General features: G+C 61.9%; 33 protein-coding genes. 18 read left to right on the top strand and 15 right to left on the bottom strand.

Annotated elements, in window-relative coordinates; all coding sequences use genetic code 11:
- Positions 1-22 precede the first annotated feature (22 nt).
- A complete protein-coding gene (locus Q1A32_RS10045; protein ID WP_299652868.1) occupies positions 23-1159 on the top strand; it encodes a lytic murein transglycosylase in 1137 nt (378 codons plus the stop codon).
- Between the two features lie 68 nt (positions 1160-1227).
- On the opposite strand, the gene Q1A32_RS10040 is transcribed toward Q1A32_RS10045, so the two are convergent.
- The 3 genes from Q1A32_RS10040 to Q1A32_RS10030 all read right to left on the bottom strand — a co-directional run bounded on the left by Q1A32_RS10040 (position 1228) and on the right by Q1A32_RS10030 (position 5620).
- Positions 1228-1578: a hypothetical protein gene (locus tag Q1A32_RS10040; RefSeq protein ID WP_299652356.1), complete on the bottom strand. Its 351-nt coding sequence runs from the start codon at positions 1576-1578 to the stop codon at positions 1228-1230.
- A gap of 54 nt (positions 1579-1632) precedes the next feature.
- Entirely contained in the window at positions 1633-5088 is a 3456-nt protein-coding gene (smc, locus tag Q1A32_RS10035; RefSeq protein WP_299652354.1) for a chromosome segregation protein SMC, read from the bottom strand.
- Between the two features lie 127 nt (positions 5089-5215).
- A complete protein-coding gene (locus tag Q1A32_RS10030) occupies positions 5216-5620 on the bottom strand; it encodes a hypothetical protein (RefSeq protein ID WP_299612935.1) in 405 nt (134 codons plus the stop codon).
- A gap of 252 nt (positions 5621-5872) precedes the next feature.
- Between Q1A32_RS10030 and Q1A32_RS10025 the strand changes: the two genes are divergently transcribed.
- Positions 5873-6640, top strand: a complete 768-nt coding sequence (locus Q1A32_RS10025) for a FadR/GntR family transcriptional regulator (RefSeq protein WP_299612938.1) — start codon at positions 5873-5875, stop codon at positions 6638-6640.
- Positions 6641-6786: 146 nt separating this feature from the next.
- Here the strand turns inward: Q1A32_RS10025 and Q1A32_RS10020 are convergent, their stop codons facing one another.
- From Q1A32_RS10020 to Q1A32_RS09995, 6 genes are all read right to left on the bottom strand, one after another.
- The gene (locus Q1A32_RS10020) at positions 6787-7362 is read right to left on the bottom strand and encodes a F0F1 ATP synthase subunit B (protein ID WP_299652352.1); all 576 of its coding nucleotides are present in this window, start codon (positions 7360-7362) and stop codon (positions 6787-6789) included.
- A gap of 4 nt (positions 7363-7366) precedes the next feature.
- Positions 7367-7903, bottom strand: coding sequence for a F0F1 ATP synthase subunit B' (locus tag Q1A32_RS10015; protein ID WP_299652350.1), 537 nt, complete (start codon positions 7901-7903; stop codon positions 7367-7369).
- A 111-nt stretch (positions 7904-8014) separates the two neighbouring features.
- Entirely contained in the window at positions 8015-8239 is a 225-nt protein-coding gene (locus tag Q1A32_RS10010; protein WP_015496525.1) for a F0F1 ATP synthase subunit C, read from the bottom strand.
- 62 nt (positions 8240-8301) lie between these two features.
- A complete protein-coding gene (locus Q1A32_RS10005; RefSeq protein ID WP_299612948.1) occupies positions 8302-9054 on the bottom strand; it encodes a F0F1 ATP synthase subunit A in 753 nt (250 codons plus the stop codon).
- A gap of 15 nt (positions 9055-9069) precedes the next feature.
- On the bottom strand, positions 9070-9405 hold the full coding sequence (locus tag Q1A32_RS10000; RefSeq protein WP_299652348.1) for an AtpZ/AtpI family protein: 336 nt from the start codon (positions 9403-9405) through the stop codon (positions 9070-9072).
- 185 nt (positions 9406-9590) lie between these two features.
- Entirely contained in the window at positions 9591-10490 is a 900-nt protein-coding gene (locus tag Q1A32_RS09995; RefSeq protein WP_299652346.1) for a LysR family transcriptional regulator, read from the bottom strand.
- A 353-nt stretch (positions 10491-10843) separates the two neighbouring features.
- On the opposite strand from Q1A32_RS09995, the gene Q1A32_RS09990 reads away from it, so the two are divergent.
- Positions 10844-11170, top strand: a complete 327-nt coding sequence (locus Q1A32_RS09990; protein ID WP_299652345.1) for a helix-turn-helix transcriptional regulator — start codon at positions 10844-10846, stop codon at positions 11168-11170.
- On the opposite strand, the gene Q1A32_RS09985 is transcribed toward Q1A32_RS09990, so the two are convergent.
- A complete protein-coding gene (locus tag Q1A32_RS09985; RefSeq protein ID WP_299652342.1) occupies positions 11167-12057 on the bottom strand; it encodes a DMT family transporter in 891 nt (296 codons plus the stop codon). The genes Q1A32_RS09990 and Q1A32_RS09985 overlap by 4 nt on opposite strands.
- Positions 12054-12935, bottom strand: coding sequence for a LysR family transcriptional regulator (locus tag Q1A32_RS09980; protein ID WP_299612963.1), 882 nt, complete (start codon positions 12933-12935; stop codon positions 12054-12056). Before Q1A32_RS09980 ends, Q1A32_RS09985 begins: the two co-directional genes overlap by 4 nt.
- Before the next feature lie 123 nt (positions 12936-13058).
- Between Q1A32_RS09980 and Q1A32_RS09975 the strand changes: the two genes are divergently transcribed.
- A complete protein-coding gene (locus Q1A32_RS09975) occupies positions 13059-13631 on the top strand; it encodes an FMN-dependent NADH-azoreductase (protein WP_299652340.1) in 573 nt (190 codons plus the stop codon).
- Positions 13632-13728: 97 nt separating this feature from the next.
- Complete coding sequence (locus tag Q1A32_RS09970) at positions 13729-14193, top strand: hypothetical protein (protein WP_299652338.1); 465 nt, start codon at positions 13729-13731, stop codon at positions 14191-14193.
- Here Q1A32_RS09970 and Q1A32_RS09965 read toward each other — a convergent pair.
- Complete coding sequence (locus Q1A32_RS09965; protein ID WP_299652336.1) at positions 14190-14750, bottom strand: DinB family protein; 561 nt, start codon at positions 14748-14750, stop codon at positions 14190-14192. The two genes, Q1A32_RS09970 and Q1A32_RS09965, sit on opposite strands and share 4 nt — an antisense overlap.
- 113 nt (positions 14751-14863) lie before the next feature.
- Between Q1A32_RS09965 and Q1A32_RS09960 the strand changes: the two genes are divergently transcribed.
- Positions 14864-15262, top strand: coding sequence for a cytochrome c (locus Q1A32_RS09960; RefSeq protein WP_299612973.1), 399 nt, complete (start codon positions 14864-14866; stop codon positions 15260-15262).
- Between the two features lie 84 nt (positions 15263-15346).
- Here Q1A32_RS09960 and Q1A32_RS09955 read toward each other — a convergent pair whose 3' ends face one another.
- A complete protein-coding gene (locus Q1A32_RS09955; RefSeq protein ID WP_299652334.1) occupies positions 15347-15904 on the bottom strand; it encodes a flavodoxin domain-containing protein in 558 nt (185 codons plus the stop codon).
- 329 nt (positions 15905-16233) lie between these two features.
- Between Q1A32_RS09955 and ffh the strand changes: the two genes are divergently transcribed.
- The 8 genes from ffh (at position 16234) to bluB (ending at position 21171) form a co-directional block, all read left to right on the top strand.
- Positions 16234-17733, top strand: a complete 1500-nt coding sequence (ffh, locus tag Q1A32_RS09950; RefSeq protein WP_299612979.1) for a signal recognition particle protein — start codon at positions 16234-16236, stop codon at positions 17731-17733.
- On the top strand, positions 17730-18062 hold the full coding sequence (locus Q1A32_RS09945; RefSeq protein ID WP_299652331.1) for an NIPSNAP family protein: 333 nt from the start codon (positions 17730-17732) through the stop codon (positions 18060-18062). The genes ffh and Q1A32_RS09945 overlap by 4 nt, the downstream gene beginning before the upstream one ends.
- On the top strand, positions 18059-18571 hold the full coding sequence (locus tag Q1A32_RS09940) for a GNAT family N-acetyltransferase (protein WP_299652329.1): 513 nt from the start codon (positions 18059-18061) through the stop codon (positions 18569-18571). The genes Q1A32_RS09945 and Q1A32_RS09940 overlap by 4 nt, the downstream gene beginning before the upstream one ends.
- Positions 18568-19092 carry a GNAT family N-acetyltransferase gene (locus tag Q1A32_RS09935; RefSeq protein ID WP_299652328.1) on the top strand — a complete coding sequence of 175 codons (525 nt, stop codon included), beginning with the start codon at positions 18568-18570 and terminating at the stop codon, positions 19090-19092. Before Q1A32_RS09940 ends, Q1A32_RS09935 begins: the two co-directional genes overlap by 4 nt.
- Positions 19089-19685 carry a GNAT family N-acetyltransferase gene (locus Q1A32_RS09930; RefSeq protein WP_299652326.1) on the top strand — a complete coding sequence of 199 codons (597 nt, stop codon included), beginning with the start codon at positions 19089-19091 and terminating at the stop codon, positions 19683-19685. Before Q1A32_RS09935 ends, Q1A32_RS09930 begins: the two co-directional genes overlap by 4 nt.
- A gap of 108 nt (positions 19686-19793) precedes the next feature.
- Positions 19794-20090, top strand: a complete 297-nt coding sequence (locus Q1A32_RS09925) for a chorismate mutase (protein ID WP_299652324.1) — start codon at positions 19794-19796, stop codon at positions 20088-20090.
- 48 nt (positions 20091-20138) lie between these two features.
- Positions 20139-20528 carry a 30S ribosomal protein S16 gene (gene rpsP, locus Q1A32_RS09920; protein WP_299612996.1) on the top strand — a complete coding sequence of 130 codons (390 nt, stop codon included), beginning with the start codon at positions 20139-20141 and terminating at the stop codon, positions 20526-20528.
- A gap of 16 nt (positions 20529-20544) precedes the next feature.
- Positions 20545-21171, top strand: a complete 627-nt coding sequence (bluB, locus tag Q1A32_RS09915; protein ID WP_299652322.1) for a 5,6-dimethylbenzimidazole synthase — start codon at positions 20545-20547, stop codon at positions 21169-21171.
- On the opposite strand, the gene Q1A32_RS09910 is transcribed toward bluB, so the two are convergent.
- Together Q1A32_RS09910 and Q1A32_RS09905 are read right to left on the bottom strand one after the other, a co-directional pair.
- Positions 21168-21560 (bottom strand): multidrug efflux SMR transporter, encoded by a 393-nt coding sequence (locus tag Q1A32_RS09910; protein ID WP_366141216.1) that lies wholly within the window; start codon positions 21558-21560, stop codon positions 21168-21170. The genes bluB and Q1A32_RS09910 overlap by 4 nt on opposite strands.
- 33 nt (positions 21561-21593) lie before the next feature.
- Positions 21594-22055 (bottom strand): GNAT family N-acetyltransferase, encoded by a 462-nt coding sequence (locus tag Q1A32_RS09905; protein WP_299652320.1) that lies wholly within the window; start codon positions 22053-22055, stop codon positions 21594-21596.
- Positions 22056-22354: 299 nt separating this feature from the next.
- Between Q1A32_RS09905 and Q1A32_RS09900 the strand changes: the two genes are divergently transcribed.
- From Q1A32_RS09900 to trmD, 4 genes are all read left to right on the top strand, one after another.
- The gene (locus tag Q1A32_RS09900; RefSeq protein ID WP_299652318.1) at positions 22355-22492 is read left to right on the top strand and encodes a hypothetical protein; all 138 of its coding nucleotides are present in this window, start codon (positions 22355-22357) and stop codon (positions 22490-22492) included.
- A complete protein-coding gene (gene rimM, locus Q1A32_RS09895; protein ID WP_299652316.1) occupies positions 22485-22997 on the top strand; it encodes a ribosome maturation factor RimM in 513 nt (170 codons plus the stop codon). The genes Q1A32_RS09900 and rimM overlap by 8 nt, the downstream gene beginning before the upstream one ends.
- Positions 22994-23773 carry a sulfotransferase gene (locus Q1A32_RS09890; protein ID WP_299652314.1) on the top strand — a complete coding sequence of 260 codons (780 nt, stop codon included), beginning with the start codon at positions 22994-22996 and terminating at the stop codon, positions 23771-23773. Before rimM ends, Q1A32_RS09890 begins: the two co-directional genes overlap by 4 nt.
- Before the next feature lie 76 nt (positions 23774-23849).
- Entirely contained in the window at positions 23850-24641 is a 792-nt protein-coding gene (gene trmD, locus Q1A32_RS09885; RefSeq protein WP_299613010.1) for a tRNA (guanosine(37)-N1)-methyltransferase TrmD, read from the top strand.
- Positions 24642-24804 lie beyond the last annotated feature (163 nt).

The following is a 24804-nucleotide window of genomic DNA, read 5'->3' as shown; positions in this document are numbered from 1 at the left end:
ACACGCGGCGACACTGGCCTTCATGGCGATGGCACCCACGGTTGCACTGGCCGAATGCGGCGGCAGCTTCTCAAACTTCAAGGCGGGGTTGAAATCCGAAGCCGTGGCGCGCGGCATCGCCCCGGCAACGGCTGACCAATTCCTCGCATCCGTCCGCCAGGACCCAGCCGTCCTGCGCGCCGACCGCGCCCAAGGCGTCTTCCAACGCCCGTTCATCGACTTCTCCCGGCGTCTGATCTCGCAAAACCGCATCAATGCAGGGCGGGCGAAGGCGCAGCAATGGGACGGCATCTTTGACCGCGTCGAACGCGAGTATGGTGTGGATCGTCACGTGCTCTTGGCATTTTGGGCGTTCGAGACGGATTACGGGGCATTTCAGGGTGACTTCAACACGGCCAACGCATTGGCGACACTGGCCCATGATTGCCGCAGGCCGGACCTGTTTCGCCCACAGGTCTTTGCCGCCATGCAACTGTTCGCCGACGGCAACTTTGACCCGCAACGCACCACGGGCGCATGGGCGGGAGAGATCGGCATGGTCCAAATGCTGCCCGCCGACATCATAGAGAATGGTGTTGATGGCGACGGCGACGGCGCTGTGCGGCTTAAGTCATCCGCCCCGGACGCGCTCCTGTCCGGCGGCAAGATGCTGCAACATTTCGGCTGGCGCGCAGGTCAACCGTGGCTGCAAGAGGTCACCGTGCCAAGCCGGATGGATTGGAGCCAGAGTGGGGTTGGCAAACCCCGCTCCATCGCAGAATGGCAAGCAATGGGCGTCCGTGCGCGCAGCGGGTCGCTGACAAACCTGCCCGCTTCTCTGATCCTGCCACAAGGGCACAAGGGGCCAGCGTTCCTCGCCTACCCGAATTTCGATGTGTATTTCGAATGGAACCAGTCCTTCACCTATGTGCTGACAGCCGCCTATTTCGCAACGCGGCTGGATGGGGCGCAGGTCTATGACGCGGGCACACCGGATGCGGGGCTTGGTCCGGATCAGATGAAGCAATTGCAGCGCAAATTGCAGGCGCGTGGTCATGACGTGGGCAAGATCGACGGCATTCTGGGGGCAGGCACACGCGCCGCAGTGCAGGCGGAACAGACGCGTCTGGGCCTGCCAGCAGACGCTTGGCCGACGCCCGCGTTGCTGGGTCGGCTTTGACAGTGGTGCACCTGTGATGGCCCGAGCGCCTGTCCGGGCCTGATCAGAATAGTTCCCGCCAAAAAGACCTATGGACGGACCGGGAACCGCTCCCCATTTTCCGTCAGCATGACCACACGCCCGGCACTTTCGACATAGCGATCGCAGCGGCCAAACCCGTTGCGAAAGGCGATACATACAGTGCCGTCCTCGCCCACCTCATAGGCCCCGAACGCGGTCCCGCCGCCATTGGCGTAGGTGTAGGAATAAGCACCCCCCGCAGAAAACTTGGACTGCCCATCATCAAAGAACGTCAACGCACTCCCTTCAAGCAGGGCAATGACCGCCTGCCGGTCCAGAACCTTGTCCGTCTCGCGCACGGCCCAACCGTCGGCAAATGCGGACGTGGCACAAAGGGTCAGCAGGAATATCAGTCGCATGAACCAAGGGTAGCACGACCATTGCGCACTGCACGTCACGACGCGGTGACCGGCTCAGGCGACCATCGTCTCCGCCTTCTTCAGGTCCACGGACACCAATTGGCTCACGCCTTGCTCGGCCATCGTCACCCCGAACAACCGGTCCATGCGGGCCATCGTCACCGCATGGTGCGTGATGATCAGGAACCGCGTGTCGGTGCGGCGACACATCTCGTCCAGCAGATCGCAGAAGCGCGTCACGTTGGCATCGTCCAAAGGCGCGTCCACCTCGTCCAGCACACAGATCGGCGCGGGGTTCGCAAGGAACACGGCAAAGATCAGCGCCATGGCCGTCAGCGTCTGCTCGCCCCCTGACAACAGGCTCAGCGTCGACAGCTTTTTGCCCGGCGGTTGGCACATGATCTCAAGACCAGCCTCAAGCGGATCCTCACTTTCCACCATAACCAAATTCGCCTCACCGCCCCCAAAGAGGTGGGTAAAGAGCAGCGAGAAGTTGGAATTCACCTGCTCGAACGCCGTCAACAACCGCTCGCGTCCTTCCCGGTTCAGACTGGCAATGCCGCTGCGCAGGGTCTTGATGGCTTCCTCAAGATCGGCCTTCTCGCCCACCAGCGTATCATGCTCCTCCTGCACCTCCTTGGCATCTTCCTCGGCCCGCAGGTTCACAGCCCCCAGCGCATCGCGCTGACGTTTCAAGCGGCCCACTTCGGTCTCCAGCGTCTCCGCCCCCGGCATCTGATCCGGGGCGACATCCAACGCCGTCAGCAACTGGTTCGGCGTCATCTGCTGCTCTTCCGCGATACGTTCCGCGGCATAGGCAACGGTCTCGCGCGCCGCTTCCGACCGCGCCTCGGACCGGGCGCGAGCCTCGCGGGCCTCGGACGCCAACCGCTCCGCCTCACGCTCGGCCAGGGTCGCATCGCGCAACCGGCCCTCAGCCTCCGACAGCGCATTGGCGGCCTCCGCCTTGCGTGCCTCGGCCCGTGCAATCTCTTCGCTCAGGGCCTCGCGTTTGGCCGCCAATTCACCGGGCGCGGCCTGCGCCTCTTTCAGTTCGGCCTCGGACGTTCCCTTGCGGTCCACCAACTCCGCTGTCCGACGCTCGGCAGTCTCAAGGCGATGCCGCCAGCCGCTGATCTCTTTGGTGATCTCCTGCGCGCGCTTCACCCGCGCCTCGCCCGTGCGGCGCAGATCGTCATGGGCGGACCGGCGCGACATCATGGTGATGCGGGCGGCCTCGACAGTCATGCGCAGATCCTCGACCTCGGCCCGCGCCGCGTCCAGATCCGGCAAATCCGCCAGCGCCCCCTCGGCCTCCGCCACCCGTGCACGGGCGGCCATGGCGTCTTCCTCATGCCGGGTCACAGCCAACCCAAGGGATTCCAAACGCCCCTCCGCCAGATTGCGATCCGCCTCCGCCCGACTCAACGCACGGGCGGCGTCTGCCACCATCCGGTCCGCCTCGCGTCGGGCATGACGGGCCTGTTTATCTGCTTCGGTCAACTCCGCCATGCGGGCGGTCAACGCCTCATGCGCCTGCCGCGCGCCTTCGGCACGGGAGGACGCATGCTCCAACGACTGCTTCAATTCTTCCAGCCGGTTCAACTGCTGCAAGCGCAGGGCCGCAGCACTCGGCGCATCCTCGGCCCAGGCGCGGAACCCGTCCCAACGCCACACATCGCCTTCCACAGACACAAGGCGCTGACCGGGCAGCAACAGGGGCTGCAACCGGGCCGCATCGTCGGCATCCACCAGACCAATCTGCGACATCCGGCGCTGCAACACCTCAGGCACGGACACATGCTGGGTCAGGGCCGTGACGCCATCCGGCAAAGGCTGATCCCGATCATAAGCAGGGAGCACGGACCACCCCGACGGGCCGTCGGCATCGACCTCGGGCGCTCGCAAATCATCGGCCAAGGCTGCGCCAAGGGCCTTCTCAAACCCCTGTTGCACCTGCAACCGGTCCAGGATCTGTCCACCCTCAGCCGTGTCCCGCTCCACAAGCTTAGCCAGGGCACCGGCCTCCGCACGCAGGGCGTTCATCTCGCCCTCCGCCTCTGACCGTTCGGCCCGCGCATCCGCCTCGCGGCCTTGCGTCTCGGCACGGGCCTCCTCGGCGGCCAGCAACGTGGCATCGGCCCGCTGCGCTGTGGCCTCGGCCTCTGTCGCCGCAGCCTGCGCGGCCTCAAAATCCACACCTGCCTTGTCGAGCGCGGCACGGCTGGTCGCCACGGCATCACGCGCCTTATCGGCCTCGGCCTCGGACTTGGCTTCCACCTTGCGGTTGTCCTCAAGCAATCTTTGCGCCGATCCATGACGGGCCGCCAAACGCGCCACATCCTCGGTCCGGTCGGACTGATCGCTCTCGCGGGCCTGCAACACCTGACCGGCCTCACGCGCTCCCTCGGCGGCCTCTGCAAGCAGCGCTTCATGGCCCTCACTCGCCTTGGCAATCTCGGACGCTTCCCATTCGAGCCGGGCAATCGTCTCGCCCGCATCCTTGTTCAGACCACCTTCACGCTCGATGTCCCGCGCCAATTGCGCAATGCGACCCGTCAGCGTTTCAATGGTCTGCTCTGCCTGCCGCTCCTGATCGGACAGGGTATCGCGCTGCACGGCCAAACGCTGCACGACAGCTGCCGCAATGGCATCTTCCTCGCGCAAGGGGGGCAAAGCATCCTCACCGGCTTGCCGGGCCCTAGCAGACACTTGCACAGCGCCCTCGGCCTGCGCCGCAGCGGTGGTGCGGCCCCGCAATTCCTCATCTGCAGCGGCGCGCGCCTCGTCCGCCTCACGCCAGCGCCGGTACAGCAACTGGCCCTCGGCCTTGCGCAACAGATCGCCAATCTCGCGATACCGCGCCGCTTGCCGCGCTTGCCGGGCCAGTTGCGCCAATTGCGCCGCCAGTTGCTCGATCACATCATCGACGCGGGACAGGTTCTGCTCCGCCCCTTTCAGCTTCAACTCCGCCTCGTGACGGCGCTGATACAGGCCCGAAATCCCCGCCGCTTCCTCAAGGATACGACGGCGGTTCTTGGGCTTGGCGTTGATCAACTCAGCAATCTGACCCTGCCGGACCAGCGCGGGCGAATGCGCGCCGGTGGAGGCATCGGCAAAAAGCATCTGCACATCCCGCGCCCGCACATCCTTGCCATTTGTCTTATAGGCGCTGCCCACGTCCCGCGTGATGCGGCGCACAATCTCAAGCGCGTCCTGATCGTTGAACCCCGCAGGGGCCAACCGCTCCGAATTGTCGATATGCAGGCTGACCTCGGCAAAATTGCGCGCGGGCCGCGTGGCGGCCCCGGCAAAGATCACATCCTCCATCCCGCCACCGCGCATCGCCGTGGGGCGGTTTTCGCCCATCACCCAGCGCAGCGCTTCCAGCAGGTTCGACTTGCCACAGCCATTGGGGCCCACAACGCCCGTCAGACCATCCGCGATGATCAGATCGGTGGGGTCCACAAAGGATTTGAAGCCGGTCAGTTTGAGTTTTGAAAAGCGCACGAATGGCTGCCCTGCTGAGTCTTGTTGGGCTGACATGGTGAACGGGACGCGGCACTCCTGTCAACGGCGCCACCCCATAATGTGCGGATACACGCAGGTTATCCACAAGATATTGCGGTCACGCGCCTCAGATCACGGTGCAATCGACATCCAGAACCAACTCACCCGTTGCGGGGCTGACATAGCTGTCGAGGGTGTAACAGCTGTATTCCCCTTGCGGTTTCAGCCGGTCAATGCGTGGTCCGCCCTTGCCACAATCCAGAATTCCCGTGGCCAGTGCCTGGTCCCCGCGCACCTCTTTGACAGTGCAGCCGCTGACCATCTCCATCGCCTTGGCGGCGCGGTGTTTGATGGGGCCAAAGCGGGGGGCATATTCCATATTGGTGCGCAATGCCTCTGCCAACCGCCCGTTGACGCGCACGTCAAAGGTGGACCCGTCCACGGTCACAGTCGTGGCAGGCAATCCCCGGAAATGGGGCCCGGGCGTGTTGCATGCGGCCAGCAGCAACAGCAAAGGAAGAAACAGACGCATACCGCCACAAAGCCTGCGTATTGGTTAACATCTCATGAAGAAGCCCAGGCGCGCGTTGCGTTAACTCTGGGGTCTGCGTGCGTTGGGGGTGCACAGGGGGTGTACGCAGGGTGCACGGGGGGTGACACCCTGTGTTTGGCGTCAATCTTTATGAAAACAAGGTGAATGATGGCCTGCGATGACCCCCAACCATCGCGGATTGCACCCCCGGCGTATTGGTCATATGATTTTACCAATTCTACCGGAGAGCCCATGCCCTTTCGCCCCGTCCAGCCCGACAAACTCTCTGCTGCCGTGATCCGGCAGATTGAGCAATTGATCCTGCGCGGCATCCTGCGACCCGGCGAGCGGCTGCCCCCGGAACGCGATCTGGCCGAGCGTATGGGCGTGTCCCGCCCGTCCCTCCGCGACGCCATCGGCACCTTGCAAGAGACCGGGTTGCTGACCGCAAAACCGGGCGCGGGCGTCTACGTGGCCGACGTGCTCGGATCGGCCTTTGCCCCTGCTTTGACTGAGCTTTTTGCCCGCCACGACGAGGCGGTGTTCGACTATCTGAGCTTTCGCCGGGACATGGAGGGGCTGGCCGCCGAACGCGCCGCCCGCCTTGCCTCGGACACCGACCTGGCCGTCGTGCAAAAGGTGTTCGAGAAGATGGAAGCCGCCCATCCCAAACGCAATGGAGAGGAAGAGGCGCGGCTGGATGCGCAGTTCCACATGGCGATTATCGAGGCCAGCCACAACGTCATCATGCTGCACATGATGCGGTCGATGTACCAGCTGCTGCGCGACGGCGTGTTCTACAATCGCCAGATCATGTTCAAGCAGCGGACGACCCGGCAGGCGCTTCTGGACCAGCACCGCCAGATCAACGAAGCCCTGCAAACCCGCGACCCGGATGCCGCCCGCACGGCCGTTCATGCCCATCTCGATTATGTGGAACGCGCCCTGCGCGATCAGCAAAAAGCCGAGCATAATGAAGAGATTGCGCGGCAACGGCTGGATCACGAAACGGGTGCCTGATTTCAAGGACGCGCTGCGCGCGACGCCAGGTTTCAGGGGGCTCTGCCCCCGGCCTGCGGCCTCCCCCGAGATATTTTCAGCCGGAAGAAATGAAAAACCCCGGCGCAAATGGCCGGGGTTTCCTGATGCGTTTGGTGGGGGGCCGCTTAGTGCAGGCGCGCGTCCACTTCTGCGATGGCGTCGTCGATCAGCTTATTGCCGTCCGCCGCTGTCATCTGCTTGGCGATCACGTCGCGGGCGGCTTGCACGGCCACTACGGCGGCGGTGTCGCGCACCTCTTTGACAGCGCTTGCTTCGGCCGATGCGATCTGGTCCGTCGCAGCTGCCAAACGGCGCTCGATGGATGTTTTCAGGTCAGCACGGGCCTGTTCCGCAGCCGCTTCCGCGTCTTTCTTGGCCTGTGCGACGATCTTGTCCGCCTGGCCTTGCACTTCCTTCTGCTTGCGCTCGTAAGAGGCCAGCAAGGTCTGCGCTTCTTCCCGCAGCGCGCGGGCTTCGTTGATCTCGGACTGGATGCCGCTTGCGCGGTCGTCCAGCATTTTCGAGATCATGCCCGGCACCTTGAAATAGAACAGGACGCCGATGAACAGGATGAACGCGATCAGGACGATCAGGTCCGTGTTGCTGAGCTTCCAGAACTCTGCGGAGAACGGATTTTTCGAGGCCGCCATGGCCGGGCCTGCAGCCAGAACGGCCAGTGATGTCAGGGTGAGATAACGCATGATCTTAACCTTTCATCCGGGCATTGACGGCGGCTGTGATGGACTTGGCGTCGGCCTTGCCACCCATCAGGGCGACGATGTCCTTGGCGGCGTCCTTTGCCACTTCCTTGATCGCGTCATGCGCGCCGGCGCGAATGTCGGCGATGGCCTTTTCGCTTTCGGACGCCTTGGCCGCAATCTCTGCATCCGCTTTTTCGATGGCGACGTCGAGGTCGGCTTGAATGGCCGCCTTGGTTTCGCCCGAGATGCGTTGCGCTTCGGCACGGGCATCGGCCAGCGCTTTGTCATAGGCTGCTTCGGCAGCCTCTGCCTTGGCTTTCAGATCCTCTGCCGCGGCGATGTCATTTGTGATGGTCCCCTGCCGTTCGGCAAGGATGGCCGCGATCCGCGGCAGGGCCACGCGCGACAGCACGAAATAGATCACCAACAGCGTGATGATCAGCCAGAAGATCTGGTTGGCAAAGTAATCCGGGTTCAGCTGCGGCATGCCCGGAGGCGCGCCTGCTGCCACTTCGCCTGCAGCGTTTGTGTTTTCCGCCATATCGGTCGTTCCCTTGAGTTCGCCCCATAACAGGGCCGAATTGCGAGCCGTTACTTCGGGCAGCGTAAGCGTATCACGCCGCCCGATCGTAAGGAATGCGTCGGGTACGTCTTAGACGGCGAACATCAGCAGCAGAGCGACGAGGAACGAGAAGATCCCCAGAGCTTCTGCGAAGGCGATGCCAATGAACAGGGTCGCTGTCTGGCCGGCAGCTGCCGACGGGTTGCGCAGAGCGCCAGCGAGGAAGTTGCCAGCCACGTGGCCCACACCGATTGCGGCTGCGCCGGAACCGATTGCTGCGAGACCTGCGCCGATGTGTGCGAGTTCACCTTCCATGAGAATTCTCCTTACGATTGGAAGTTGGTAGTTGTGTCCGGCGGGATCAGCCCCGCCATACATTAGTGATGCGGGTGCAGTGCGTCCTTGAGATACACGCATGTGAGGATCGTGAAGACGTAGGCCTGAATGGCCGACACCAGCACTTCGAGCCCGTAGATCGCCATGACGCCGATGATGGCGACGGGGGCAATGGCTGCCACTTGGGCAAAGCCTGCGAACACTTTGAGAACCGCGTGGCCCGCCATCATGTTGCCCGCCAGACGAATGGAGTGGCTCACGGGGCGCACGAAATACGAGATGATCTCGATGATCGCCAAGATGGGGCGCAGCGGCAGCGGCGCGCTGGAAACCCAGAACAGGCCCAAGAACGACGCACCGTTCTTGACGAAGCCCAGAATGGTCACGGCAAAGAACACGCCGAAGCCAAGGATTGCGGTGACCGCGATGTGCGACGTGGTTGTGAACGACATCGGGATCAGGCCAAGGAAGTTGGCGCAGAGGATGAACATGAACAGTGTCATGATGTAGGGAAAATACTTGATCCCGTCCTTGCCCGTGACGTCTTCGACCATCTTGTAGACAAAGCCGTACATCAGCTCGGCAATGGATTGGCCACGGCCCGGCACGGTATCGCGCTTGGAGGTTGTCAGCACCAGCAGGCCAATCACGGCGAGGATGGCCAGCGCCAGCCACAGCGTCACGTTGGTGATTGTGTACCAATGGATGTCAGAGCCGCCGAACAGCGCTTTGACTTCGAACTGATCCATCGGGTGGAATGAAAGGCCACCGCCACCGTGTGCTTCATCTGCCATTCGGCTCTCTCCGTCCTAGCCCCGCGGGGCGTCGTCTTGTTCGGCCTCTTCGGCCTCTCGCATGCTCTGGACCTCTGCCGCGCTGCGCATCATCGTCTTGACGCCGGCCGCGAAGCCCAGAAACAAAAATATGATCATGAGAAACGGTGAAGTGCCGAACAGCGCGTCCAGCCCGTATCCCATGCCAAACCCGATCCCCAGACCGGCCACCAGTTCAATCACCATGCGCCAGGCCAATTGAGCCTGAGAGTGATGATCCGGCGTGCGGGGTTTCGGTGCGTGCTCTTCCTTGACGGCGTCGATGCGGGCGCTCAGGGCCTTCAGTCGATCTGTGTCTTCGGGGTCGGTCACGCGCCTTTGTCCCGTCATTTGGTTCCCGGGTTGGATATGTCGGGTGCGCGTGTGAGTCAACGCAACGAGAGGGCTGGGCAAACGCCCCCTATCGCTTTGTTTTCAATGTGAAATAATTACGTCGGAAATCCAAAGGACAACCCGCCGCACCCGCGCAATGCGCCAAAAATCCTTAAACGCTTCATTCAACCATTTGGTTGATCTTCTCCACTGCGCAGCGCTTTCGTATGATCCAGCAACCATGTCCGCACCGACCGAACCGCCTTGCGTCGGCCAGCCTGACCGCTGGTCAGCAAGTGAAACGACCCCTGCCGAAACCCCACATCCGACACGCGCATCAAGCGCCCGGCCGCCTCGTCCAGATGGGTGCCATCAGACGCTCCAAGGTAGATGCCCGCCCCGTGTACCGCCATTTCCAGCGCCAGCGCCGCGCGCATACGCCAGGGCGGGTCGGGCACGTCAACGTCAAATCCGGCCAGCGCCACCCAATCAATCCAGATGTTCGGGCCACGGTCCCGCAGCAACGGCATTTGCGTCAGATGCTCAGGGCGCAAGATGTCATCCTTGAGGTAGCCGGGTGCTGCGAACGGATAGATCGGTGCGTCGCTGAGCAGATCCGACGGTTCGTTCAAATGCCCGGTCTTGGCATAACGGATGGCAAGGTCCGCCTCGTAGCGGTCCAGATCGGCCAGTTCGTTCGACCCGACCAGCCGCAACTCGACCTCGGGCAGGTCGCGCTGGAACTTGGCCATCAGCGGGATCATGATCTTCGCCGCAAACACGGGCTCGCTGTTGACCACCACACGGCCCGCGGGGGTGTCGGCCAGTCCCTCGGTCGCCTCTCCGATCACATCAAAGGCCGGCGTGATGCGTTGCAAGTAGTGCCCGCCTTCCGCCGTCAGGGCCACACCGCGCGAGGCGTCGCGGAACAGTTGGACACCCAAGCGCGCCTCCAGCCCCCGCACATGACGGCTGATGGCGGAATGGCTGACGCCAAGTTCCTCCGCTGCGCGACTGAAGCTTTCGTGGCGCGCGGCAGCCTCGAACGCGCGCAGGGCGTTGAGCGGGGGCAAGGTGCGGGACATGCACTACTTGTGCACAAAACGCACAAGTCATGTCAAACAACTCTGTTTGTGATCGGGACGGGACTGGCGCAATATCAGCGCATCCCTCAACAAACGAGGCCTACCATGCTCCTCACTCGTTCAAACGCGCTTTTGCGCGCCCTCTCTACTTGTGCCAAAATTTGGCAGCAGATACGGAAACCCAAATCGATCAAAGGGACCGCTTTGCCCCCAATGACCGACCACATCGCCCGCGATATCGGTCTGACGCCCCATGAACGCGAACTGATGTCCCACCATTGGCCATCGCGCGACAGCAGGCACCCGTTTCTCTGATTGCTTCCCCTTGGCCCGCCGCCCCGGTATGACGGGCCATGGCCGATCCACTTGATACCGTGTTCTCTGCCCTCGCCGATCCCACAAGGCGGGCGATCCTGTCGATGCTTCTTGAGGACGATATGGCTGTCACGGACGTGGCTGAACCGTTCGAGATGTCGCTGGCCGCCATCTCGAAACACCTCACCATCCTCACGCGCGCGGGCCTGATAAGCCAAGAAAAGCGGGGCCGCGTGAAATGGTGCAAGCTGGAACCAGACGCGATGCGCGCGGCCTCTGTCTGGATGCAGGGGTTCGGTCAGTTCGAACCCGTGAACCTCGATGCGTTTGAACGTTTTCTGGCCAAGGAACTGCCCGGCAACTAGGCCGGGCGCTCGTCATCCCTGAGCAGCAGATACAGCGCGACGATCGTCAACCCGACACCAACCCACACGATGCCCGGCGGCACCCCGTTGCCCAATGCCACCTCCCACAGGATCACCCAGCTTGGGGTGAGGTAAGTATAGGCCATCACCTTGGCCGACGGCAGACGCAGTGTTGCAAATTGCAGCAACACAAACGTGGCCGCAGACGCGAAGATCGAGATGTAGACCAGCGTGATCCAGACTATGCGCGGCAACTCCGACCACGGCGTCGCCACCAGATCGCGCCAGCCCCACAGCGTCAGCAACACGGCCCCCGCGATCAGCATTCCGAAGGTAAAAACCACCGCAGGCTCGCCCCTGTTCATCTTGCGCACCATGGGCGTGTAGATCGCATGGCTCAGACAGCCGAAGAAATAGATGATTTCGCCGCGACCCACTTCGAACGCCAGGAACGCGGACAGATCCGCGCGAAAAATCACCCACAACGCACCCGCTGCCCCGATGGACAACGCCAGCGCCATGCGCGGCGTCGTGATCTGGCGCAGCAAGATGTAGCCAAAGACGCCCGACATCACTGGCGTCAGGGTAAAGACCGCCGCGGCGCTGACAGGCGCGGCCGTCTTCAACCCCTCGAACATCAAAACGAAGTATATGGCGAAGAGCCCGCCCAGCAGCGCATAGCGCCACGGGGCCTGCAATGCCGACCGGGGCACCCCGCCCCGCGCCATCACGGCCACGCCAATCACCAGTGCCGCCAACCAGAACCGGGCCGCGTTCAGGGCCGCAGGTGCAATCTCGTTCGCAGCCATGGCCCCCAGCGAAAACGATCCCGCAACCAGCGCCGAAAACAGCAACATGGCCGCATGGCCGCGCAATCCAGCAGTCACAGAACCTGCCAGTGCTTCGATTTTTCTTTCAGGAAGGTCAGGAACGCCTGCACCTTGTTGGTGCGATGCAGGTCCACATGGGTGACAAGCCACAGGGGCGACGACCAATCCTCGCGCGGGGTCATGATCTCCACCAGATCAGGGTTGGCCCGCGCCTCCATAACCGGCAAGAACCCAATGCCAGCCCCGGCAAGCACGGCCTGTTCCAAAGCGCGGACATCCGTGGACCGGAAGGTAATGTCGTCTTCCGTAACCTGAGAACGCAGCCACTTGTGAAAAGGCGCACGGTTATCGGCAGCATCATGGCTGACAAACCGATGCCCATTGGCGTTTGTGATGTCCTCGGGCAGGCCGTGTTCATCGACATAGGACTTCGTGGCGTAAAGACCCATCGACTGACGCACGAAAGGCTGCACCACATTGTCAGGCTGATCGGGTGCATTGCCCGCGCGGATGGCGACATGCGCCTCCCCGTACTCAAGCCGGAACAGACGCTCACCCGTCAGGTAACGCACCACCACGTCCGGGTGAGCCTGCTGAAACTCGGTCAATACGGGGGCCATGCGCGGGGCCATCGTGACAAGCGACGTCACAACCAATTCGCCCGACACTTCGGTGCCGCGTCCCTTGATGCGCCCCACAAGTTGGCTGAACTGATCGTCGGTGGCCTGGGCCACGCGAAACAGATCATCGCCTGCCTCGGTCGGGGTATAGCCACGGGCGTGGCGCTGGAACAGCTTTACACCCAGACGCCCCTCAAGCGCGTCGATGTGGCGAATAACAGTAGCATGGTGCACGCCCAACACTTCGGCAGCACCGCTGACGGTGCCCATGCGCGCCACCTGATACGCGGTCTTGATCTCGTCCCAATTGTCCATCGGCAAAATGATCTCTGTGCAAATTCTAACAGATGCTGTTGATTTTCGGTAATTGCGTTCAAATTTGCAATTCCTAATTCTGTCAGCACAGAGACATTCATACCCAATAGCGAGGACCCGACAATGACCATTCTGCACATCGACAGCTCCGCCCGCACCCAAGGCTCCGTCACACGTGACCTCAGCGCAGGCATCGTCGCCAAACTGGGCGGCGACGTGATCCGCCGCGACCTGACCGAGGCCCTGCCGCAAATCACCGAAACCTGGGTCAACGCCAACTTCACACCCGCAGACGACCGTGACGCCGCACAGCGTGACACGCTGGCACTGTCCGACAGTCTGGTGGAAGAGCTGAAAGCCGCCGACACCATCGTCATCGGCGCGCCTGTGTATAATTTCGGCGTACCCTCAGCGCTCAAAGCGTGGATTGATCTGGTCGCCCGCGCCGGTGTCACATTCAAATACAGCGAAACCGGCCCTGTTGGCCTTCTGGAAGGCAAGCGCGCGATCATCGCGATTGCGACCGGCGGCACGCCTGTCGGCAGCGAGATCGACTTCGCCACCGGCTACCTCAAGCATATCATGGGCTTCATCGGCATCCACGATGTCGAAGTGATCGCAGCCGACCGGGTCATGGCGCAAGGCGAAGAAGCCATCGCGGATGCCAAGGCAAATATCGAAAAATTGGCGGCCTGAACCGCATCAACACAGCTAAAAGCAGCCCCCGCAAACTCGGTTTGCGGGGGTTTTTCGGATATTGCATGGCGCTCTGTTCAACCTTTAGCCTGTGCACATGACCGTTGTTCGCAACCTGCCGAGCCAGTTGATATTGGCCCACGCCCCGTGGGTTCTGGGTGGTGGATTGATCGTATGCATCATCGCATGTGCAGCGGCGGGTCTTGGATTGCTTGCAGCCGGCGAAACTGCAGGGCTGTTGACGGTGTTGTTTGGTGCAGGCATTCCTCTGGGTATCTTCGCCATGGCCATCAAGCGCGATCAGGTGATCTTCGATGCCAAGGCAGGCACCGTCACACTCCAGCGCCGCACGCTTTTTAGATACCAGAACGCCGTCCATAGCCTTGATACTGTGCGCCGGGCCGACGTGGAGGATTTTTCCGACACGGCCCGCCCGGTCCTGACCTTTCAGGACGGCACAGCACCCTATCCGCTGGTCGAGGCATTTCTGTCCGGCAATGGCCCTCGCCGATCGGCCATGGCCGTCAACGACTGGCTGCGCAGCTATCGGCGCGCAGTCTAGCGCCCGCCCCAGATGTCCGCATCGCTCACGCCCATCTCGGCCAAGTCAGGCGCGCGCCGAACAGCATCCGTCTCCCACTCCATATAGAATTCGTCGAGTTGCGGGGGTGGGACCTGCGTCATGCTCAGCAGTGCGTGCACCTGCCCCCGGTGGTGTATCTGATGCTGGATCAAATGCAGGAATGTCCGGTCAAACCGTTCCTCCTGCACACCGGCCTCGCGCTGCATTTGCACCAACCGCGTCGGGTCAGACAGGGTTGCATCTTCGGTGACGGCGATAAGGCGGCGATCCACATCTCGCTGTGCCGCCCGCAGGCTTGGCAAGTCCGAATGAGGAACCTCATCCGCAAAAGCAGATGGCCCCACGCACGCACCTTCAAGCGCCGAGACATAGAAAAGATCAACAATCAGGATGTGATTCAACGTGCCGATGATGGAACCGAAAAACGACGGCCGGGCCGCGGCCAACTCCTCTTCCGTCAACCCGGCGCAGGCCCGGTGCAACCGATGATTGGACCACGCATTGTTATACGCTTGTGGCGCAAAGAGCGGTGTCATGGATGTCATCCCTTTTGCATAGCGCGAAAAAACCGGTCAGAACTTGATCAGGATCAGAGCGCTGATGCGCACCTGTCCCTAGACTAGCAGCCGTACCAGACAGGAGACGGACCATGAAACATCTCTTCGCGACCCTCACTCTTATATGCAGCGCTCCGCTGACGGCCATGGGTCAGGACATCGAAACCGGGGCAGACCTGTACCAACGTCATTGCGCAACCTGCCACGGACTGACTGCCGAGGGTGATGGCCCGATGCGTCCCGCCCTCCTGCTTCAGCCGCCCAGCTTGCGCGATTTGGCGGCCCGCAACGACGGCACCTTCCCTGTCGGGCGCGTCGTATCCCGCATCGATGGTCGTGATCCATTGGTCAGCCATGGCTCGCCCATGCCGGTCTACGGCTGGTATTTCGAGGGCGAGGATACCGCGCTCAAGGCCGAAACCGGCCAACCGATCCTGACCAGCAAGCCCATTGTGGACCTGATGGCCTATCTCGAAAGCATTCAGGAATAGCGCACCAAACCCGGACGGACGACCACCATTCCGGGCGCGGAACGTGCCCGGATCGCGAAACGGCTGGTCCGTTTCCTGCTTGCGCTAATGACCCGTCTCCGGCTCTTTCGCCGTCGCGGTGTCCGTCAGGAAACGGGTGACCGCAGCCTTCAGCGCGTCCCAGTCGGTAAACTCGTGGTCACGCGCGGACGGGTCGACATCCTGACCGGCCAGCACCACATGGCGCAAGACCTGGGCCGCGTAAAAGTCATAGCTTTCCGAGCGAATGGCACCCGGCACAAGCAGTTCCATGGTCGGGTTCAGGCCGGTCCGCAACTTCATTTCGTCCACATATTCCTGCGCTTCCTCGCGCCCGTCAGCAAAGGCCGCTTTCAGGCTGACCGAAAGAAAAAGCATTGGCCTTCGGCTCAGGTCGTCCCGACTGGACGCCACAAAGACTTCAAACGGTTTGGGATGGCGGCGTTCATGGACCGAAGCCGCCAGAATGACCCGGTCCACGCCGTCAAATGACATCGTTCCGGTCCTTTCGGACGTATCGACAAGAACCACCTCCTCTCCCGCCTCCTGAAGGTGCGCCTTCACGGCATCCGCGATCTTGCGGGTCTGCCCTTCCACGGTTCCGTATACGATCAGTGTTCGCATGGTCTTACCTCCCTGCAAGCAGGGTAGGCGATCGGACGGCGCGGCACGTTGCGGTAAATCAAACCGCGTTCTCTTTTCACATGGCGGACCTGCGCTTCACATGGCGGACCTGCGCTGTGCTGTACGTCTTGACTCGCGCGCGGGCGTGGCATACCTCCGCGCCAACACCCGGAAGTATCATAACTTCCGGTCCCTTGGGTCACACCGGGATCGCCCTCCGTCAGCGCGTTGCGCCCACGGGGGTGCTTTTCGTTTCGGACCGTTCCTTGGGAAACCCACCGCCTGATCTTAAGTTCAGGTCAACGCAACGGTCGAAAGGATGCAGGCCCATGTTTGAAAATCTCTCCGAACGCCTCTCCGGTGTCTTCGACCGGCTGACCAAACAGGGCGCGCTCAGCGACGAGGACGTGAAAACCGCCCTCCGCGAGGTCCGCGTGGCCCTGCTTGAGGCGGATGTGTCCCTTCCCGTGGCTCGCGACTTTGTCAAAGCGGTGCAGGAGCAGGCGACAGGCCAGGCCGTCACCAAGTCGATCACCCCCGGCCAGCAGGTCGTCAAGATCGTGCACGACGCGCTTGTCGATACGCTCAAGGGCGAAGGCGAACCGGGCGCCTTGAAAATCGACAGTCCCCCCGCCCCGATCCTGATGGTCGGCCTGCAAGGTGGCGGTAAAACCACCACCACGGCCAAACTCGCCAAACGCCTCACCGAGCGTGACGGCAAGCGCGTGCTCATGGCCTCGCTCGACGTGAACCGCCCTGCGGCCATGGAACAGCTTGCAATCCTCGGCACCCAGATCGGCGTCGACACCTTGCCCATCGTCAAGGGCGAGAACCCCGTCCAGATCGCGAAACGCGCCAAGACCCAAGCCAGCATGGGCGGCTACGACGTTTACATGCTCGACACGGCGGGCCGCCTCTCCATCGACGAAGAGCTGATGACCCAGGTCGAACAGGTCCGGGATGTCGCCACCCCGCGCGAAACCATCCTCGTGGTGGATGGCCTGACAGGTCAGGACGCCGTCAACACCGCTCAGAACTTTGACGACCGGATCGGCATCACCGGCGTGGTCCTGACCCGGATGGACGGCGATGGACGCGGCGGTGCCGCCTTGTCCATGCGCGCCGTCACCGGAAAGCCCATCAAGTTCGTGGGCCTTGGCGAAAAGATGGACGCGCTTGAGACGTTCGAGCCCGAGCGCATCGCGGGTCGCATCCTCGGCATGGGCGACATCGTCTCTCTCGTCGAAAAAGCGCAGGAAACCATCGAGGCCGAACAGGCCGAGCGCATGATGAAGCGCATGGCCAAAGGTCAGTTCAACATGAACGATCTTCGCATGCAGCTCGAACAGATGCTCAAGATGGGCGGTATGGAAGGCATGATGGGCATGATGCCCGGCATGGGGAAATTGTCGAAACAGGTGGCCGACGCAGGCTTTGACGACAAGATCCTGAAGCAGCAGATCGCTATGATCTCGTCCATGACCAAAAAAGAGCGCGCCAACCCGCAAATCCTGCAAGCCAGCCGCAAGAAACGCATCGCGCGCGGGTCGGGGATGGAAGTCAGCGACCTCAACAAGCTCCTGAAAATGCACCGCCAGATGTCGGACATGATGAAAAAGCTCGGCAAGGGCAAAGGCGGCATGATGAAGCAAGCCATGAAGGCGATGATGGGCGGCAAAGGTGGCATGCCCGACATGGGCAACATGGATCAGGCCCAGCTTGAGGCGGCAGCCAAACAGCTTGGCGGCAAGATGCCCGGCGGCTTGCCGGGTCTTGGCGGCGGCATGCCCCTGCCCCCGGGCCTGTCGGGGTTCGGCAAAAAGAAATGATAACCGCGCTCATCACATATGTGATCGACCCCACAAAGGTCGATGCGTTCGAGGTCTACGCCCGCGCGTGGATACACCTCGTGAACCGCATGGGCGGCACCCATCACGGCTACTTCCTGCCCTCCGAAGGGGCCAATAACAAAGCCTGGGCAACGTTCTCCTTCCCGTCGCTCGCCGCCTACGAAGCCTATCGCATCGAGATGGCCCAAGACGGCGAATGCCAGCGCGCCTACCGGCACGCCCAAGACACCGGCTGCATCCTCAGCTTTGACCGCACCTTCACCCGCCCCGTGCTGGAAGGCGCATCGGTCGAGGAACTCGGACTATGATCCCCACCCTGACCACAGAGCGCCTGATCCTGCGCGCACCCGGGCCCCAGGACATTGACCCCTTCGCTGCCTTCTATGCGACGGACGCCTCCAAACATGTGGGTGGGCCGCTGAACGAAGCGGAAACATGGCGCTACCTGTGTCAGGTCATCGGCCACTGGTCGTTGCGCGGATATGGCCGTTGGATGGTCACGCGCAAGGATGACGACGCGGCGATCGGGCTTGTTGGCCTGCACAACCCATACGACTGGCCCGAACCCGAAGTGGGCTGGTATATCTGGTCCGGCCTCGGCCAGGGCTTTGCAAGCGAGGCTGGCCGCGCCGCGCGTGACTATGCCTACGGCACACTTGGCTGGACCACGGTCATGAGCATGATTGCACCCGGCAATGACGCCTCGGTCCGCGTGGCCGAAGCCATGGGCGCCGTGCGCGAAAAGGATCACGACCACCCCCGCCATGGACGGTTGATGATCTATCGCCACCCCGGACCAGAGGCGGCGGCACCGTGACCCATCCTATCGCTCCCACCCTCACCACGGATCGGCTGACGTTACGCGCGCACATGATGTCTGACTTTGACCCGCTTTATGCGCTGTTCGCCACGGACCGCGCGCAATACATGGGCGGCCCGGTCGAGGCCAAGCAGATGTGGTACTGGATCGCAGCCGAGGTGGGCAGTTGGCAGCTCAAGGGCTTTGGCAGTTGGGGCGTCACCCGGACCGATGACGGCGCATTCATTGGGCAGGTCGGCATCAATCAACCGCACCACTTCCCCGAACCCGAGCTGGGATGGGTCCTGCTGCAAGACTTCGAAGGCAAAGGCTATGCCGCCGAAGCCGCCGCCGCGGCGCGCGACTGGTACTGGTCCAACACAGACGCCCAAAGCGTCGTCAGCTACATCACCCCCGGCAACAGCCGGTCCGAAGCGCTGGCGTCGCGGCTCGGGGCGGTCCTGGATGCCGAAGCCCCACTGCCCGCTGGTGAAACGCAGGCCGACACGGTCGTCTACCGCCATGGACGGCCCGCATGACCGATATCCCCACACTCGAAACACGGCGCCTTATGCTGCGCGGTCCCCAGCCCGAGGATTACCCGAACTTCAAGGCGACCTTCGCGTCGTACCGGTCGCGCTTCATGGGTGGGCCGCTCAATGCCTATGAGGCGTGGATGCTTTATGCCGCAGAGATCGGGCACTGGGACATTCGCGGCTTCGGCATGTGGATGATCCACGACAAGGACACGGATGAAACCTACGGCATGGCGGGCGGTTGGCAGCCGGCGGGTTGGCCCGAACGGGAAATCGCCTGGATCATCTGGCCCGACAAATCCGGCAAGGGCTACGCGCTCGAAGCCACGCATGCCGTACGCGCGCATTACTACGCAGGCGGCTGGGACGGGGCGGTCAGCTATATCGACCCAATGAACCTCGACAGCATCCGGCTGGCCGAGCGTCTGGGCGCGATCAAAGACAAGACGGCACAGACCATCGACGGCTCCGACGCCGTCTACCGCCACCCGTCACCGCAAGCGCTGGATGGCAGCCAATTGGCGCACGGGATCGAGATGGAAATCGGCCACTACGCCGACCCGATGTTCAAACCGAAAGGATGGGCACTTGATTAACGAAACCTTACCCCACCTTCACGGTGGGGGTGCACGAGGGGTGTACGCATGGTGCACGGGGGGTGACACCCTGTTTGCCGGGTATTTTGGACCCCGAAAGGACCGCCCATGACCGACGCTGTCACCCGCGCCGCCGAGGTGCTGGCCGATCATCGCGCCAGCATCGACCGGCTCGATGCGATCCTCGTCTATACTCTGGGCGAGCGGTTCAAACACACGCAGGCCGTGGGGAAACTCAAGGCCGAACACGACCTTCCGCCCTCCGATCCGACGCGCGAAGCAGCACAGATCGCACGGCTCGAAGATTTGGCAAATCGGGCCGATCTGGACCCGGAATTTGCCAAGAAGTTCCTGAACTTCATCATCGCTGAAGTCATTCAGCACCACCAAAAACACCAAACGTAGGGTGGGCAATTTGCCCACCACCCAACTGAAAACAAAAGGAAATACACCATGGCTATGAAAATTCGTCTCGCCCGCGGCGGCTCGAAAAAGCGTCCCTTCTACCGCATCGTGGCAGCCGACAGCCGCATGCCCCGCGATGGCCGCTACATCGAAAAGCTGGGCACCTATAACCCGCTCCTGCCCAAAGACAGCGAAGAGCGCGTGAAAATGAACATGGAACGCGTGCAATACTGGCTGGGTGAGGGCGCACAGCCCACAGACCGGATCGCCCGCATGCTCGAAGCTGCAGGCGTCATGGACAAGAAAGAGCGCAACAACCCCAACAAGGGTGAGCCCGGCAAGAAAGCGCAAGAGCGCGCAGAAGAGAAAGCCGCCAAGGCCGCTGCCGCATCCGAAGCACCCGCCGAAGAAGCGCCTGCTGAAGAAACAGCAGAGTAATCAGGGACTTGAGCTGGTGGACACATTCCCGGATGAGTTTCGCAACCAGCTTTTGACCCTGATGGCGTGGCGGCGCGATGTGCGCCGCTTTCGCTCAGATCCCGTGCCCGAGGCAGTGCTGATGCGCTGCCTCGACACGTTTTCGCTGGCCCCCTCCGTGGGTCTGTCCGAGCCCTGGCGCATCATCCGTGTCCAAAGCGACACCGCCCGCGCCGCCGCCCTCGACAACTACAAGACCGCCAACGCGCAGGCCCTTGCGGGCTATGACGGCGACAGGGCAGAAAAATACAGCCAGCTCAAGCTCTCCGGCATGGCCGAAGCCCCTGAACACCTTGCCATTTTCTGCGATGACAGCACCACTCAAGGATCGGGTCTGGGCGCTGGCACAATGCCGGAAATGCGCCGCTATTCCGTGGTGGGGGCCGTGACGCTGATGTGGCTCGCCGCCCGGTCCGAAGGGCTGGGCATGGGGTGGGTGTCCATCCTTGATCCCGACCAGCTTTGCCGCGATCTGAACGTGCCGGACGCATGGTCACTGGTGGCCTACATGTGCGTCGGCTGGCCCGAGGAACAGGCGGACACCCCCGAACTCGAACACACCGGGTGGGAGCACCGCCACGATCTGATCATCGAAAGCCGCTAACCGGCGGAGATTTTCAAACCCGCAACACCCGCCACAATCATCAATGCAGACAAGACCTTGAGCGGCGTCAGCGCCTCTCCCAGAAACGCATATCCCAAGGCGACGGTGCCCAACGTGCCAACAGCCGTCCAGATTGGATAGGCCACACTCACCGGCAAATCCCGCAACGCCAATGTCAGAAAACCGATGCCCGCGATGACGGCCACAATGGTTACGACCGTCGCCTTAGCATTTGTGAAACCATTTGCGTATTTCATGCTCATCGCAAACGTCACTTCGAAAATGGCTGCCAAGCCAAGATAAAACCATGCCATCGTGCGCGCCTCAAATTTGGAACTAATCGGTTCACAACTTAGGCAGCGCGTCGCCGGAGGCAAGAAGAAAAGCATGGGCAGACATTGCCGCCCATGCTGTGCCAACCGTCAGGTCAGCGTTTTGACAAAGGTCACCTTGTCTTCATCCGGGCCAAAGAAGGCCGGAATGGTCGCGACATGATCATACCCACGCGCCGCATAAAACCGGCGCGCGCGGTCCTGATCTTCGGTCTGCGTGGTGTCGATCACCAATAGACGCGCCTCAGCCAATCGGGTCTCGACCGCGCCAATCAGCGCTGTCCCTGCCCCCTTGCCATGCAGGCCGGGATCCGTCGCAATCGCCCGCAAGTTCCACGTGCGATCGGTCAACGCCTCGGGCTGGGCAAAGGCAAAGCCGACGGGCGCGCCGTCCTGCTCCACCACCAGCCAAAGGTCCTCGCTGTCCCCACTCAAGGCCGGGGCCATCATGTCGGGCAACATGTCACCCGGAAACAAGGTAGCCTCGGCGATGGGGGCAAGAAAAGGGATGTCGGTGTCGCGCGCAGGGCGCGTTTGATAGAGGTCTGGCATAGCCATCCTTTCAGTATTTCAATAAGTTAGATGCGCTCACAGATCGTGAGCAAGACAGCCAAGGGCACAAACCAACAGCATCGCCAAAGCGAGCATTTTGTTCATTGCTTGCATCGTTTACACGACGCCGGGGGCATGTGCCCGCTTATACCGACATAAATTCTCCATTGCCGCGCTGTCTGACGCGGTGAGCTATCACTAGGCGAGCACACCCGACCAACGCAACCACAGACTGGACAAATCGCTGTGTCGTGTCGCAAATGCACCGCATGGTCCAAACCGGACCGGAGAGTGAGCCGATGTTCGGATTGATCCGCACAACTGTCCTGATCCTGATCGCCTTCGTGGCCGGTTTGATGTTCGAACGCAGCCAAGCGGCTGAGGCGTGTGCGGGTCAAGGTGGCGCGATGCGAGACGGAGTATGCTGGAGTGAGTGACGATCTGATCTGTGTGGGTGCCATCGGCGGCTCTTACGGCGTGCAGGGTGAAGTGCGTCTCAAGTCGTTCTGCGCCAATCCCGACGATATCGAAACCTACAGCCCTCTCACAACCGAAGATGGCAATCGCGCCTTCTCTCTCGCGATTGTCCGTCCGATGAAGAACGGCTTTGTGGTGCGGATTGCAGAAGTTGCAACCAAGGAAGAGGCCGATGCGCTCAAGGGCACGCAGCTATTTGCGCGCCGTGAGCAGCTTCCTCATCTGCCGGATGATGAATTCTATTATACCGATCTGGTCGGGCTCGATGTCTTTGATACCGGCGGTGCGTCATTGGGGCGCGTGAAATCCGTGCAAAATCACGGGGCAAGTGATCTTTTGGAAGTACATGCACCCGGTGCGACCACGACTGTACTGTTGCCCTTCACCAAATCCGCGGTCCCCACAGTCGACATGTCAGCCCGCCGTATCATCGCGGACCCGCCCGAAGGTCTGTTCGATACATGACGGCGCGCCTGATCGCGCATCTGGGCTTTCACAAAACGGGCACGAAGTCGGTTCAGAAGACACTGCAAGCCAACCGGGATATCCTGGACGGGCACCTGCACATCACCTTGCGAGCCGACATGCACGCACTGTGCGAGGCAACGCGTGCATGGTCGGCAAGCCGTAAACCGGTTGACCTTGCCTACGTCCGATATGAAGCCGCCGAACTGCTGGCAGGATGGCAGGACGACGTCCCGATGCTGATCAGTTCCGAGGATCTGAGCGGCCACATGCCGGGGCGACGTGGATTGACCACCTATGATGCCACGCCACAACTGGCGGAGGCCCTGGTGTCGGCATGGACCGCTGCGCGTCCGGACATGGATGTAACACTGGTCTACACAACCCGCGCGCCGGACCCGTGGCTGCGCAGTTGTCATACGCAGCACCTGCGGGCCATCCGCATCAAGCGATCTGCTCAGGAATATGCCGAAACATACGCCCGCTCAGCAGATTTTGACGAGATCATCGCTGATGTTCGACGCAGATGTCCTGATGTCGCCGTTGAAGAACAGAAGCTGGAACAGTCCGCCAACCTCGCACTGGGCCCTCTCGATCCGATCCTTGATCTAACCGGGCTCCCTCCCTCTGTGCGCACCAGAATGCGCCCCCAGCCCCGCGCAAATGTCGGTATGCCACAAGCGGCGCGCGACGCTCTGCTGGCTCTGAACAGATCCGATTTGAAAGGCGACGCCTACCGCGCGGCGCGCAAAGCCCTGAAAAAGCAGCACGGTTGACCCACATACGTCGTACCTTGCCATCGCACCTCGGTTGCCCGCATACACAGGCCGCGCCAGCCCTACGAGAGCCACAATGAAACCTGCTGCAAAATCACATGGCCGCAAGGCGATCCGCCCCACGTCCAAACCCACATCTCTGATGGACGAGGCCCCTGATCTTGTCGGCGTATGGCAAGCCCGCATCGTGACCCTGTTTCCAGAGACCTTTCCGGGTGTGCTGGGCGCATCCCTGACGGGCAAGGCGCTACAGGACGGCAAATGGCAATTGCATACCCATGACCTGCGCGCCCACGGCATCGGCAAGCACCGCAATGTCGATGACACACCTGCGGGCGGCGGCGCTGGCATGGTTCTGCGCGCCGATGTGGTCAGTGCAGCGTTGGCCGAGGCGCAAGCCCACGCGCGCGGGCGCTGGCCGATCCTGTACATGTCCCCGCGGGGACAGCGCTTTGATCAGACCATGGCCCGCGATCTGGCGCGCTGTGACGGTGTCACCATGCTGTGTGGCCGGTTCGAGGGCGTGGACGAACGCGTGCTGGAGCATTGGGGCGTCACCGAGGTGTCACTGGGTGACTTCGTGATGACCGGGGGCGAGATTGCAGCGCAGGCGATGCTGGATGCCACTGTACGGCTGCTGCCCGGTGTGCTCGGCAATGCGGAGAGCGCAGTTGAGGAAAGCCATTCCAGCGGGTTATTGGAGCATCCCCAATACACGCGCCCTGCCACATGGGAGGGGCATGACATTCCAGACGTGTTGATGAACGGCAACCACGGCAAGATCGCCGAATGGCGACAGAAGATGTCCGAAAAGCTGACCCGAGAACGTCGGCCCGACCTTTGGGCCAAGCGGGATACCACCCCTTAGCCCCACCACACTGTTTCGCATTTGGAAACAGTATGCCGCATATCTGTTTATTTAGCATCGCAGCCATTTTTTCTGAAGAAATCTGACACAAATCCGGGCAGCCTCTGGTAGTGGTCGTAAAACGGCGCGCTCAAGCGTCTCGGACGTCCTGGGGGACACTCTA

Origin of the sequence: uncultured Tateyamaria sp. (genome assembly GCF_947503415.1) — a bacterium.
GTDB lineage: Bacteria > Pseudomonadota > Alphaproteobacteria > Rhodobacterales > Rhodobacteraceae > Tateyamaria.
The sequence above is the reverse complement of the archived record's forward strand: the minus strand, read 5'-3'. Positions and strand labels throughout refer to the sequence as shown.